The following is a 13,357-nucleotide window of genomic DNA, read 5'->3' on the forward strand; positions in this document are numbered from 1 at the left end:
CTCGAAGCTTAGGACTGCACCGAGTCGATGATCAGCTCCCTGAGCCAGCGGTGGCTGGGGTCGAGATCGAAATGTTTATGCCAGAGCAGCAGATAGGTGCCGGGCACCATCTGTGTGGGGATCGGCAGTGATACCAGCTTAAACTGCCCCATCATCACCTTGGCGTATTTGGCGGGCGAGCAGAGGATGAGATCGCTCTGCTCGCATAGCTGCATGGCGCTGTTAAAATCGGTGAGGTTGACCGCAATGTCCCGTTTGAGGTGCTTCATCTGCAACACATCGTCCAGCAGCCAGTGGGATATACCGCCGAAGGTGACCTGCAGATGGCGATACTTCAAAAAGGTACTCAGGTTCCACTCCTCTTGCAGCAGGGGATGACCCTCGCGCACCAGACAGAGGGAGTGATCCCGGGTCAGCTCGACGAAGCGCAGGGCGCTGGGCAGGTTGTTAACATGCTGCAGCGAGCGCTCGTCCCATTCCCGGCAGGCGATGCCAAGATCGGTATCGCAGCGTAGCAGCCGCTCCATGCTCTCGCTATGCCAGGTGTGGCTGTCTAAGGTGATCTTAGGTGCCTGCTTGAGCAGCTTGGGCATGAAGCGCGGGTAGGTTAGCGAGTAGGCGGTCTCTACCAATTCGAGCCGAAAGCGTCTATGGCTCTTGGAGGGATCGAAATCGCTGGGTCGGGTGAGGGAAGAGACCTGACTCAAGATCTGACGGATCTCCGGCCCCAGCTGCTTGGCCTTGGGTGTTGGACGCAGGCCGTGGGCGGTGCGCTCGAACAGCTGATCGTCGAAGGAGTCTCTGAGCTTATTGAGCTGTTTACTCACCGCTGATTGGCTCAGATGCAGTCGCTCGGCGGCGGCCGTGACGCTCTGCTCCTCCAGCAACACCTCCAGCAGGGGAAGCAGGTTAAAGTCGAATGCTTTCAATGGGAATTCCGTTAGGGGATGGCGTTAACTGCTGCCATGATAGCCAGCTGGCAGGTTTTTAGGTAGCCCTATCTCAAAGTTTGCCTTTGGCTATTTACCTTTAGCCATGGAGTTGGTTATGCTCGGCGAATCCCACGGCGTATGCCTTTGGCTGTTTATGCCAAACTTGGCGTTAATCTAGCGCGCCGGGAAACAAGTTGGACGCTGACAGGACTGTCGGTCTGGTAATGTTAATGGAAGTGCTAGTGTGAACTAGTGCGCGGCGTGAGGGTTAACTCATGCCAAATCAACGGAATTTGTAATGATGAAAAAGATACTGCTTGTAGGTTTGACCTCTCTGACCCTATGTTCTCCGCTGGCCTTTGCCAGAGATGATGTCGGCAACTATAACATCGCCTCGGTGCTTAATTCAGAGGCGGCCAAGGCCAAGCTGGGCAGTGATGTCAGCTTCTATTTTGGCGAGCAGGCCTATGGTGAGCCTGTGCAGAAACTGGGTGAGCTGAAGACCAACAAGAAGACCAATGCGTTTAATAAGTCGGATCAGGAAGCCTGCGAATGGGTCTTCCTGTCGGCGATGATTGCCCTTAAAAATAGCGCATTGAAACAAGGCGGTAACGCCATAGTGAATATCAAGTCTAACTATAAGAACAACCTGACCTCGAGCGAAGAGACCTTCCAGTGCGGCGCCGGCGCCCTGATGGCGGGTGTTGCGCTGACCGGTGAGGTGGTTAAGCTGGCCGAGGGTGCTAGTTCTGAAACGGCTAATCCCGAGAATGTTAGTCCCGAAAGCGTTAAATAAATCGTTTGATATCCAAGGGCCATTTTGAGTTAGGGCTTTTATTTAAGGCCCTTGGGTTGAGACTCTTGGTTTAAAGCGCTTGTGTTGAGGCTTTTCGTTCAAAATAGTAAAAACGCCAGCAAATGCTGGCGTTTTTTGTGCTTATTGATTAGTCGCTAACGATTGGGTATGCGCTAGGCACGCATCGCCTTCTCGCCGCGGCACAGACCGACCACACCTGAGCGGGAGACCTCAATCACCTTAGTCACCTCGCCGATGGCGGCGATGAAGGCATCGAGTTTATCCGAGGTGCCGGCCATCTGAATGGTGTAAAGCTCAGAGGTGACATCCACTATCTGGCCGCGGAAGATATCGGCGGTGCGCTTCACTTCCTCACGACCCGCGCCCTTGGCTTTCACCTTGATCAACGCCAGCTCACGCTCGATATGGCTGGACTCGGTAATGTTGGACACCTTGAGAATGTCGATAAGCTTATGCAGCTGCTTCTCAATCTGTTCCAGCACTGCCTCATCGGCCACCAGGGTAATGTTGAGCCTGGAGAGGGTGACATCATCCGTCGGCGCCACCGTCAGGCTCTCGATGTTGTAGCCGCGCTGGGAGAAAAGGCCTACCACGCGAGATAGGGCGCCGGGTTGGTTTTCGAGTAATACAGAAATAATTCGACGCATTAGCTTTTCTCCGTCTTGCTTAGCCACATTTCATTCATCCCGCCACCGCGGATCTGCATTGGGTAGACGTGCTCCGTCTCATCGACGCTGATGTCGACAAAGACCAGCTTGTCCTTCATGGCAAGGGCCTTCTCGAGCCCGGCTTCCAGCTCGGCCGGGTCGCTGATGGTCATGCCCACGTGGCCGTAGGCCTCGGCTATCTTGGCAAAGTTAGGCACTGAGTCCATGTAGGAGTGGGAGTGACGACCCGAGTAGATCATATCCTGCCACTGCTTCACCATACCGAGGAAACGGTTGTTTAAGTTGATAATTTTAACCGGCGTATCGTATTGCAGCGCGGTAGACAGCTCCTGGATATTCATCTGGATCGAGCCGTCGCCGGTGACGCAGATAACCGTCTCGTCCGGCTTGGCCATCTTCACCCCCATGGCGGCTGGCAAGCCAAAGCCCATGGTGCCCAGGCCGCCCGAGTTGATCCAGCGTCTTGGCTTGTTGAAGGGGTAGTAGAGGGCGGCAAACATCTGATGCTGACCCACGTCCGAGGCCACGTAGGCATCGCCATTGGTCAGCTTGTGCAGGGTCTCTATCACCTGCTGGGGCTTGATCCGCTCGCTGCTCTTGTCATAGGCCAGACTGTTGCGACTGCGCCACTGATTGATCTCGCTCCACCAATAGTCGATGGCGCCTTCATCGTTTTTCATCGACGGCTCATCGTCAAGTAGGGCCAGCATGTCATCGAGCACGCTATCGGCCGAGCCCACGATGGGGATATCCACCCTGACCGTCTTAGAGATGGATGACGGGTCGATATCGATATGCAATATGGTGGCGTTGGGGCAATATTTTTCCACGTTGTTGGTGGTGCGATCGTCAAATCTTACCCCTATGCCGAAGATAAGGTCGGCGTTGTGCATCGCCATGTTGGCCTCATAGCAGCCATGCATACCGAGCATGCCGACGCTGTTGGCGTGAGTGCCGGGAAAGGCGCCCAGCCCCATTAGGGTGCTGACCACCGGCAGGCCGAGTCTGTCAGACAGTTTAAGGATCTGCTGGTCTGCGCCCGAGATCACCGCGCCGCCGCCCACATAGAGTACCGGCTTCTTGGCCTTTAACAGGGCCTGCAGGCCGCGGCGGATCTGTCCCTTATGGCCCGTCGTCGTCGGGTTATAGGAGCGCATGTTTATCTCATCCGGATATTGGTATTCGTGCAATATCTGTGGGTTGAGACAATCCTTGGGAATGTCTACCACCACAGGGCCGGGACGCCCGGTAGAGGCGATATAAAACGCCTTCTTGATGATGGCAGGAATATCTTTGGCGTCTGTCACCAGGAAGCTGTGCTTCACCACGGGGCGGGAGATACCTATCATGTCGCATTCCTGGAAGGCATCGTTACCTATCAGGTTGCTGGGGACCTGCCCAGAGAGCACGACCAGCGGAATTGAGTCCATGTAGGCGGTGGCGATCCCCGTGATGGCGTTGGTGGCGCCTGGGCCCGAGGTGACCAGTACCACACCCACCTTGCCGGTGGCGCGGGCATAGCCGTCGGCCATGTGTACGGCCGCCTGTTCGTGTCGCACGAGAATATGTTCTATGCCGGATTTTTGGTGCAGGGCATCGTAAATATCGAGTACCGAGCCACCTGGATAGCCGAAAATGTGTTTAACGCCTTCATCGATTAATGATCGGACGATCATGCTGGCGCCGGAAAGTTTTTCCATTGGTGATCCCTCTTAAGTTACCGCGACGGTATGCAGTATCTTGATACAGCGACGGTAATCGCTCTAAACATAGAGTCTGGAAGGTAATCCAGACTCGCGCTTCACCCGAAAGCGGTCGGCTTGGGGTGACTGTTGCCAATGAACAGAATTTCATCATATTCAATAGATGAATGAATTCAAGCCTTTTATCAGCAAAGTTTGCCAAGTTGAGCAAAACTCACGTTCGAGGTGAGATAGCCGTTGGCCTAAGTGGCGGTTTGGTGGGGGTTGAGGGTCGTCTTCAATTTTTAATTGGGCGATGTAGACTTTAGTCTCAGAAGGTTATTTTATGGCATCGCCGCCCAATTGAGTCATCGGGCAGCGGTTATCTTAGAGTTCAAGCTAATGGCTAGCTTGATGGTGAATCTAACGTAATCGTGGCGAGTTAATACGGTAATTGACGTATCAGCACCGTTAGCCCTGCCTTTGCTGTGAATGCGCAAGGAACTGGCATAGGCCAACCAGCAGTACGGCGCCTAACATAAGCGCCGAGAAGGGCACCGCCGTCCCTGTGTAGAAGAGCGCCAACAGAGGGCCGGCCAGGGCGCCAAAGCCAAATCTCAGGGTGCCGATCACCGCCGTCGCGGTGCCGGTTTCTTGCTGAAACTTCATCAGCACTATGGCGTCGGCATTAACCGACATTACGCCCAGGAAACCCATGAAGGGGATGAGCGCCGCCACGGTAAAGTGATAGCTAAGGCCAAATAGGTTAACGCTTAATAAGCCGATACCGGCGACGGCCGCCAGCAGGGTTGCCACTTTTAGCATGCGGCGAGAGCCATACTTGACTACGATGCGGCTGTTGATCACGTTGGCCAGCATCAGGGCGCCGACATTGGTACTAAAGAGGATGGCAAACAAGCTCTTATCCAGACCAAACACCTCCATGTAGACGAACGGCGAGGCGGTGAGGTAGCAGAAGAAGGCAAACGAGGTCATCACGCCGCTGGCGATATGCAGCTTAACGCCAGGCTTGGTAAACACCACAGCGTAGGCGCCGAAGAAGGAGCGCTGACTGCGGCCGCTTGTTTGCGCGTCGCTTGGCATTCTTAGCTTGGTAAGAACCAAAACGAGCAGCAAACTGGCGTAACAGGCCAAGATGAAGAAGATAAGGTGCCACTCGCCCAGCTCGAGGATCAGACTGCCCATAGTGGGGGCGATGAGCGGCGCCAGCATCATGATCAGGCTGACATAGGACATCCCCTTGGCGGTGTTCTTGCCATAGACCTCCTTGATGTAGCCGGGCACCACCACTGTGGCGGCGGCGCCGATGAAGGCCTGCAGAAATCTCAGCCCCAGAAATACCTCCACGCTAGTGACGAAGGCCAGTGCCAGGCTGATCAAACCAAAGCCGGTTAAACCAAGCAGCACTAGCGGGCGGCGGCCGATGCGGTCGGCGATGGGGCCGAAGGTGAGCATGCCAAGGGCATAGCCCGCCAGATAGAGACTGAGGGACTGCTGCACAGTGGTGACGCTGGAGTTGAAGCTGCTGGCCAGGGTCGACATGGCCGGCAGGTACATGTCGATCGCCAGCGGCGTGATGGCGACGATGGCCGATAACATGGGGATCAATAGGGCCAGATTGGGGATGCCCTGGGGTTGGCTAAGCTCAGATGACGGGATCGACGCTTTGTTCACTCATACCTCTTGTGACCGAATTTAAAAGACAATTTGTGGGGGTGATAACAGGTGATGGGGATGTTATCTGGGAGAAGAACGATTGTACGGGATCTCGCCTCGCCTTGGCCAATGCTTTATTGCGCTTAGGCTAATGCAAGGCGAGCCGATTTGTAACAAAACCTTGCTAGGCAGGCTAGGCAGGCTAGGCCCGCTAGCGAGTCATCTAATTTGGGTTAAAGCTCGGACTGAAATGGCAGGTCCAGCTTGCGCTGACTCACCCGCTCGTTGCCTATGGCGCTCACCATGTGGTTGCGCTCCACCTTGGTCCAGTGCTCGCTCTGATCCGTTGGCGGCTCCGAGCAGATGATGATGCAGGCCTGCTCACCGTCCTGAACGGCTTCCGTGTGGGGGATAAATTCGATCCCCTCCTGGCATTCGTTAACCTTGCCGCGACCGAAGAAGAGGGAGGCGGGTTTGACGCCCTCAAGCGTGGCGAAACGTGTGACTACTGTGTGTTTACCATCAGTGACCGCAAAGTTGATGAAGGCGTTAGTGTCGGCGCCTGCGGCGCTTCTTAGGCGCATGATGCAGGCGATGGTCGCCTCCATCGCGTTTTCCAGCTGACTCAGACTGGCCTGCTCGGCAAATTCCAGCTTGTCCATGAAGAGGGCGAAGGCATATTCAGAGTCCGTGTTGCCCTTGATCAAGGCAAAGGCGCGATCCGAGAGCTGATTGAGCAGCTGACGACGAAACTTATCGAATTGATCCAGGCGGCCGTTGTGCATCCACAGGTAATGCATGCAGGAGAAGGGGTGGCAGTTGGCCTGACTGACCGGCATCCCCTTGGAGGCATCGCGCACGTGGGCAAAATAATGCTGGGTCTCTACCTTCTCGGCGATCATCTTGAGGTTACGGTTACTCCAGGCGGGATCCACGTTGACGAAGGTCGCCGGGATAGGGTCATCCTGGGTGGGATACCAGCCCAGGCCAAAGCCGTCGGCGTTGGTGGGCACCTTACGTTTCTGGGCGTATTTGCTCTGCATCACCAGCGAGTTGGAGGCCTTAAAGATCAGGGGGGACATCAGCGCCTTGGGGCCGCTATAGGTTAAAAATCTGCACATGGACTCATCTATCCGAAATCATACCGACTCAAAATTTAGCGCGAATCGTGCGGGCGACAAAGGGAAATTTACGCCCTAAGGCAATTTTCCCCTTGCCTGTCGTTAAACTGTCACCTTCACGTCATGAATTCGTCTTATCTCCGCCTTAGCTTAGCGCAATTTATAGACTATTTATCCGCCTTTTGGCGGTTCTTACTTAGGCGTACTCAGGGCAAGCAAAAGGATTAAGCAATGAATAACAAGATGAAAAAAACGGCGATAGCTGTGGTCATGACAACTTTGGGTCTGACGGCCTGCAGCGGCGATGAAGGCAAAGATGGTGCAAATGGTAGCAATGGCACAAACGGTGCGAGTAGCCTGGTTGCATTTACCCAGCTGCCTGCGGGCGACCTTGAGTGTCCACTCGGTGGACAGATGATACAGACAGGCCTGGATCTCAATGGCAATGGCGTGCTGGACAGCGATGAAGTTAACGCCGAGCAGACCCAATACCTTTGCCGTGAGACGGTGTCTGGGCTAAGTGCCGAGCTGGTGGGGCGTTATGAGTCTGGCGTCTATGGACAGAGCGCCGCCGAGATCGTCGGTTTTCATGTGGCGAGCAAACGTATCTTCGTGGTGAACGCCCAGAGCGGCAAGGTGGATATCGTCGATGCGGCCAACTTAGCCGCCAGCCCGGCAGCAGGCAGTGATGCCCTGGTGCTCAACAACCTGCCTAAGCTGGCAGTGCTGGATGTGGCGCAAGATCTCGCTCTGCAGCGTCTTGGCGGCGTCAACAGCCTGGCCATAAATGGCGATCTGCTGGCGGTGGCCATAGAGCGCGGCGATGAGGCGGGTAACAGCAAGCAGGGGATGGGCTATGTTGCCTTCTATCGCATCGATAGCGCCGGTGAAGCCAGCCTTATCCATGGTGTCGAGGTCGGTGCATTGCCAGACAATGTCGTATTCAGCCATGATGGCAAGCAAGTATTGGTGGCCGGTGAAGGTGAGCCGAGCGATGACTACAGCGTCGATCCGCTGGGCACGGTGGCCATCATAGCCGTGACCGATGGTATACCAGCCACTAGCGCGACCTTACTGGATTTCAGCGACTTTAATCTGGGCGGCGCGCGTGAAGCCGAGCTGTCGAGCGACATCAAGATCAACGGCCCGGGTGCCAGCCGCGCACAAGACTTGGAGCCTGAATATATCAGCGTATCGCCAGACAATAAGCTCGCCTATGTCAGCCTGCAGGAAAACAACGCCATCGCGGTGATCGATATTCCAAGCAAAGCGGTCAAGGCCATCTGGCCCCTGGGCTTTAAGGATTTTGGTTTAGGGAAGAACGCGATCGATGCCAGCGACAAGGATGATAGGGTCAATATTCAAGCCTATCCGGGCGTGGTTGGCTTGTATCAGCCCGATACGATTGCCAGCTACCAGTGGCATGGCAGCGACTTTGTGGTAACGGCCAACGAGGGGGACTCTCGCGACTATGGCGGCTTCTCCGAAGAGGCTCGCGCCGGTGACCTCACACTCGATGCTAACCATCCGCAGTTTGCCGCGGCCCAGGACAAGACTCAGCTGGCGCGCCTTAAGGTGACGACCTCAATGGGAGATGAAGATGGTGACGGCGACTTTGACAAGATAGTGGCCTACGGCGGTCGCTCATTCTCTATCTGGGATCAAAACGGTCAGCAGGTGTTTGACAGCGGCAGCGATTTCTCCCGCATCACGGCAGCACTGCTGGGGATGAACTTCAACAACAATAACGAAGAGAATAAGGGCGACAGCCGCAGCGACGATAAGGGCGCCGAGCCCGAGGCGCTGGCGATTGGCGAGATTGAGGGTAAGCGCTACGCCTTCATCGGCCTGGAGCGCACCTCTGGTTTCATGATCTATGAGATCACCAACCCGTTTGCGGTGAAGTTTGTCGACTATGTGGTCAATCGTGACTTCGAGGTTGGCTTCGAGATCGATGGTAGCGACATCACAGGTTCGCCTGAGGTGGCGGGGGATCTCGGCCCAGAAGGGATGAGCTTTGTGGCAGCGGCCGACAGCCCCAACGGTAAGCCGCTGCTGATCATAGGCAACGAGGTGAGTGGCAGCACCAGCGTGTATCAGTTGTCGCTGCAGTGAAATTCAGCATAGACAGATAGGGAAGGAAAAAGGCGCCTGAGGGCGCCTTTTTTGTATGCTCCCGGTTAGTTTTCTAGCAGGGAAAAGCTCTCACCACTGTCGAGCCAGGTTGGGTATTTCTTCATGATGGCGGTAAAGACTGGGCTATCGATATGATTGGTGAGCCAGGCGCGCACCTTAGGGTAGGGGGCGTGTTGCCACCAGGTACTATCCACGTGAGCAAACTGGCGTACGAAGGGGAAGATGGCATAGTCGGCGAGGGTTGTAACGTCTGCCATCAGCTGGGCATGTTCGTTCAGCCTGGCTTCCAGCCTGGCGATAAAGTGCTCGCCCTGGGCGCGATAGTCTTCTTGTGTCTGCTCTGGGTGGCGATCGGCGTACTTATACTTATCCAGCCAGGGCTTAAATTCATTGTCGTTTTCAGCGATCAGCGCCATGGCGGCATGTTGCAGGTCAGGCTCATGGCTGAGGAGCAGCGCTTCTGTCTTCTCATCTCCCTTCTGATCTCCCTCTTTGGCCTTCTTACCGAGCGCCCACAGCATGATCGACAGGCTCTCATCGATGACGTTGCCATCTTCTAAGATCAATACTGGCACAGTGCCCTTGGGGCTGGCCGCTAACATGGGCTCGGGCTTATGTTTGAGAATTATTTCTCTGAGTTCCACCTCCTGGCCAGCGAGAAAGAGGCCCAGACGGGCGCGCATGGCATAGGGGCAGCGACGAAACGAATATAATGTGGGGTAGGCCATGGGGTCTCCTTGATTGCTGGCGCTATTCTTCATGGCTTTGCGCCAAATCGCAACCCCGAATGGCGTTTAGTCTTATTGAGCAGGCGACCGCGCAAAGGGTAATAAAATACCCTTACTTTTTCTGCCTGTTTGTTTAACTGTGATTTAGGTAGAATTCGCCTCCATTTTGCGCGCCATGTCACTTATGGCATCCTTAAGTTGATACTTGGGTTTAGTCTCAGCTTCATGCTTGGGTTTATTCTTAGTTTGTGAGCGCGTCTATCCATGCACTGGGGATTAAGCCTCAGCGAGCAGTTTAAGAGGTTGATATGTCTCAGTTTGTAGTATGTGCGTTATATAAGTTTGTCTCCCTGCCGGCCTTCGAAGCCCTGCAGCAGCCGTTGCTGAAGGAGATGGAATCTTTAGAGATCAAGGGCACTTTGCTGCTGGCCAGCGAAGGGATCAACGGTACGGTCGCCGGCAGTCAGGCGGGGATCGATAGTCTGCTGGCCTGGTTAGACGCCCAGCCAGGGCTGGATAATATCGTCTACAAGCTGTCTTTTGACGATGAGATGCCATTCTATCGTACTAAGGTCAAGCTGAAGAAAGAGATAGTCACCATGGGGGTCGAAGGCATAGATCCCCGTAAGGTGGTGGGCACCTATGTGAAGCCTAAGGACTGGAACAAGCTGATCTCAGATCCCGAGGTGCTGCTGATTGACACCCGTAACGACTATGAGGTCAACATAGGCACCTTCAAGAATGCGGTCGACCCTAAGACCCAGACCTTCAGAGAGTTTCCCGACTATGTGAAGCAGAATCTGGATCCTAAGCAACACAAGAAGGTTGCCATGTTCTGCACCGGCGGCATTCGCTGCGAGAAATCCACCGCCTACCTCAAAGAGCAGGGGTTCGATGAGGTGTATCACTTAGAAGGCGGCGTGCTTAAGTATCTGGAAGAGGTTAAGCCCGAGGAGAGTCTCTGGGAAGGCGAGTGTTTCGTGTTCGACAATCGCGTGTCGGTCAACCATCAGCTGGAAAAGGGACAGTACGACCAGTGTAATGCCTGTCGTCTGCCTATTACCGAAGAAGACAAACAAAGCGAGCATTATGTGCAGGGCGTAAGCTGCCCACACTGCATAGACAAGTTGTCTGACAAGCAGCGCAAGCGTTTCGTCGAGCGTGAGCGTCAGGTGCAACTGGCCAAGTCACGCGGCGAGAGCCATATCGGCAGCGATGTGAAGCAAGTGATTGAGGCGCGCCGTCAGGACAAGGTCGAGCGCAAACAGCGCCAGCATCAGGAAGGTTAACTGGTCGGCTCTGATATCTGCACCATTTGCTGGGCGATAAGCCAGAACAGCTTCTATACTTAAAGGGCTGCTAGAGATGAGTTGCATCGGGCGACCTGTCTGCTTGATGAGCAGTATTGGCGAGGATGTAGATAGCCTTTCAGTTTTTAGAGTCTGAGCCAATGTATTCAGAGTAAGAAGCAAAGGCGAGTGTTGTGTTATGCAATGCTCGCTTTTTTATTGGCTGCATGCTGATTGCCCATTTCCTGATTGACTGCATCCTTTATTGGTTGCGTTTGGTCGACCTATTTCTGGTGAGCAGAAGAGAAGTCAGTTGCTGCATTTGATCTAATTGCCCTGAACCTCCTACTTATGAGGGGCATATTGTGCGGGGCAAAGTGTGTTGTGCGGGGTAAAGTGTGGAGACGTGTTAGGTGCAGACGGCTAACAGCAAACTGGTCCTTTTCCGTTAACCCAGAGTCTGTATCTTCTTCTAGAAAAAAATCCCATGAAATCCGCTATAATTTATAAATTTTAATTATTTATATTAAGTTCCTACCTTTTATCCTCGGTTTCTCAACCTCTCATTTTCTGTTTGTACGCATAACCCAAAACTCACCTAAGTCATTATTTTCAAATTTCTTAGTGGTAAAGGTCGCCATGCGATACAGATCCTGGATGTAATTTATTTTCATTTCGCTATTTACTTAGCCTGCTAAATAAATATAATGCTTAGCATGCTAAGTAATTTGACGGGTGTCGCTACCCAGCAAAGAGGATCAAGATGACAGCAGAAAATCGAGATTGGGCCGAATCGTCCAATGCTGAGCGAGTCGCCAGGCTCGCAAGACTATGGCGCATGGTCGCCGATGCCGAGCTTGCCCCATTGGGCTTGACCCATAGCCGCTGGAGTGTGCTTTGGAAGCTCTATCGCATGGGCCAGCAGACCAGTCAGAAAGATCTGGCCGAGGCCCTCGAGATCGAGTTGGCGTCCTTGATGCGCACCCTGAGTCAGCTGGAGCAGCAGGCCCTTATTGAGCGACACTGCTGCGAGCATGACAAGCGCGTGCGGCGCGTCTCCCTGACCCAGGCCGGCCTGGATCTGCTGGCCTTTATCCGTCAGCGCATTATCGATCTGCGCGCGGAGCTTTATCAGGGCGTCAGCCCAGAGCAGCTCGAGGCGTTCGAATTTGTGCTCAACCGTATCAGCGAAAACGCCGTAAAGAAATTACACCCCGACGCCACAGATAAAGAGGAAAAGTAGAAAGCATGACACCGGATCAGCAATTTGCCCGTTTAGTTAAGTTTGCCAGCATCGGCTTCATTCTGCTGTTTGGTTATTTCCTGGTGGCCGACCTTAAAATGCCGCTAACCACCCAGGCGATGGCGACGCGCACCATTACCCAGGTAGCGCCTCAGGTGAGTGGCCGAGTCGTCTCGGTACAGGTCGCCAATAACCAGAAGGTGCAGCAGGGGGATCTGCTGTTTAGCCTGGATGCCACCCCTTTCTTGCTGGCCCAGGAGCAGGCCGAGTTGGCCCTGGAGCAGGCGAGACAAGATAACGCCGAGTTAGATGCGGCCATTGCCGCCGCGACCGCCGAGGTGAACGCCAAAGAGATCGCCTACGCGCTCAAGCAGCGTGAGGCCAAACGTATTCAATCACTCTATGCTAATCAGAGCGTGTCGCAGCAGATGATCGATCAGGCCCAAACTGAGGTGAAAGCCAGTCGCTCACAGTTGCTGGCCGCCAAGGCGCAGCTGGCTAAGGTACAGACCCTGAGGGGCTTGCCGGGTGAGGATAACCTCAAGCTGCGTCAGGCCAAGAATCGTCTGTCTCAGGCAACATTGGCCCTGAGTTATACCCAGATCCGCGCCGAACACGATGGTGTGGTCACCAACGTGCAGCTGGCCTCGGGCAACATGGTGAATCAGTCGACGCCCGTCATGGCGCTGCTGCTGGATAATGTGGATGTGATCGCCGATTTTCGTGAGAAGAACCTGCGCCACATCGCCCCTGGTGCGACCGCGCTGGTGGCCTTCGATGGTCGCCCGGGTGAGCTGTTTCAGGCGAGCGTCAGTAGTGTCGATGCCGGTGTGAGTCAGGCCCAGTTCGATGCCAATGGACGTCTGGCGACTCCAACCGAGTCAAATCGTTGGGTGCGAGATGCCCAGCGTTTCCGTCTTCATCTGGAGCTTGCACCCGATGTGGCCATAACCCTGCCGGCCGGCGCCAAGGCAACCGTGCAGCTTCAGCCAAGCAATGTGATCTATGAGCTGTTTGCCAAGGTGCAGATCAAGTTCATCAGCCTGCTGCATTACATCTACTAG

Annotated in this window: 11 protein-coding genes; 5 read left to right on the forward strand and 6 right to left on the reverse strand. The window is 54.6% G+C overall.

Annotated elements, in window-relative coordinates:
- Positions 1 to 8 precede the first annotated feature (8 nt).
- Positions 9 to 929 (reverse strand): LysR family transcriptional regulator, encoded by a 921-nt coding sequence (locus SHEW_RS09160; RefSeq protein ID WP_011865571.1) that lies wholly within the window; start codon positions 927 to 929, stop codon positions 9 to 11.
- A gap of 301 nt (positions 930 to 1,230) precedes the next feature.
- Between SHEW_RS09160 and SHEW_RS09165 the strand changes: the two genes are divergently transcribed.
- Complete coding sequence (locus tag SHEW_RS09165; RefSeq protein ID WP_011865572.1) at positions 1,231 to 1,728, forward strand: hypothetical protein; 498 nt, start codon at positions 1,231 to 1,233, stop codon at positions 1,726 to 1,728.
- A 173-nt stretch (positions 1,729 to 1,901) separates the two neighbouring features.
- Here SHEW_RS09165 and ilvN read toward each other — a convergent pair whose 3' ends face one another.
- The 4 genes from ilvN to SHEW_RS09185 all read right to left on the reverse strand — a co-directional run bounded on the left by ilvN (position 1,902) and on the right by SHEW_RS09185 (position 6,897).
- A complete protein-coding gene (gene ilvN / locus SHEW_RS09170) occupies positions 1,902 to 2,396 on the reverse strand; it encodes an acetolactate synthase small subunit (protein ID WP_011865573.1) in 495 nt (164 codons plus the stop codon).
- Positions 2,396 to 4,117, reverse strand: a complete 1,722-nt coding sequence (locus tag SHEW_RS09175; RefSeq protein ID WP_011865574.1) for an acetolactate synthase 3 large subunit — start codon at positions 4,115 to 4,117, stop codon at positions 2,396 to 2,398. Before SHEW_RS09175 ends, ilvN begins: the two co-directional genes overlap by 1 nt.
- A 453-nt stretch (positions 4,118 to 4,570) precedes the next feature.
- Complete coding sequence (locus tag SHEW_RS09180; protein WP_011865575.1) at positions 4,571 to 5,794, reverse strand: multidrug effflux MFS transporter; 1,224 nt, start codon at positions 5,792 to 5,794, stop codon at positions 4,571 to 4,573.
- A 215-nt stretch (positions 5,795 to 6,009) separates the two neighbouring features.
- A complete protein-coding gene (locus tag SHEW_RS09185) occupies positions 6,010 to 6,897 on the reverse strand; it encodes a class II glutamine amidotransferase (protein WP_011865576.1) in 888 nt (295 codons plus the stop codon).
- Between the two features lie 231 nt (positions 6,898 to 7,128).
- Between SHEW_RS09185 and SHEW_RS09190 the strand changes: the two genes are divergently transcribed.
- The gene (locus SHEW_RS09190) at positions 7,129 to 9,012 is read left to right on the forward strand and encodes a choice-of-anchor I family protein (protein WP_011865577.1); all 1,884 of its coding nucleotides are present in this window, start codon (positions 7,129 to 7,131) and stop codon (positions 9,010 to 9,012) included.
- 65 nt (positions 9,013 to 9,077) lie between these two features.
- Here the strand turns inward: SHEW_RS09190 and SHEW_RS09195 are convergent, their stop codons facing one another.
- The gene (locus SHEW_RS09195; RefSeq protein WP_011865578.1) at positions 9,078 to 9,761 is read right to left on the reverse strand and encodes a glutathione S-transferase; all 684 of its coding nucleotides are present in this window, start codon (positions 9,759 to 9,761) and stop codon (positions 9,078 to 9,080) included.
- Between the two features lie 308 nt (positions 9,762 to 10,069).
- Here SHEW_RS09195 and trhO point away from each other — a divergent pair, with 308 nt between their 5' ends.
- The 3 genes from trhO (at position 10,070) to SHEW_RS09210 (ending at position 13,357) form a co-directional block, all read left to right on the forward strand.
- Positions 10,070 to 11,050, forward strand: a complete 981-nt coding sequence (gene trhO, locus SHEW_RS09200) for an oxygen-dependent tRNA uridine(34) hydroxylase TrhO (protein WP_011865579.1) — start codon at positions 10,070 to 10,072, stop codon at positions 11,048 to 11,050.
- A gap of 763 nt (positions 11,051 to 11,813) precedes the next feature.
- Positions 11,814 to 12,293 carry a transcriptional regulator SlyA gene (slyA, locus tag SHEW_RS09205; RefSeq protein WP_011865580.1) on the forward strand — a complete coding sequence of 160 codons (480 nt, stop codon included), beginning with the start codon at positions 11,814 to 11,816 and terminating at the stop codon, positions 12,291 to 12,293.
- A 5-nt stretch (positions 12,294 to 12,298) separates the two neighbouring features.
- On the forward strand, positions 12,299 to 13,357 hold the full coding sequence (locus tag SHEW_RS09210) for an HlyD family secretion protein (protein ID WP_011865581.1): 1,059 nt from the start codon (positions 12,299 to 12,301) through the stop codon (positions 13,355 to 13,357).

Origin of the sequence: Shewanella loihica PV-4 (assembly GCF_000016065.1) — a bacterium.
In the GTDB taxonomy this organism is placed as follows: Bacteria; Pseudomonadota; Gammaproteobacteria; order Enterobacterales; family Shewanellaceae; genus Shewanella; species Shewanella loihica.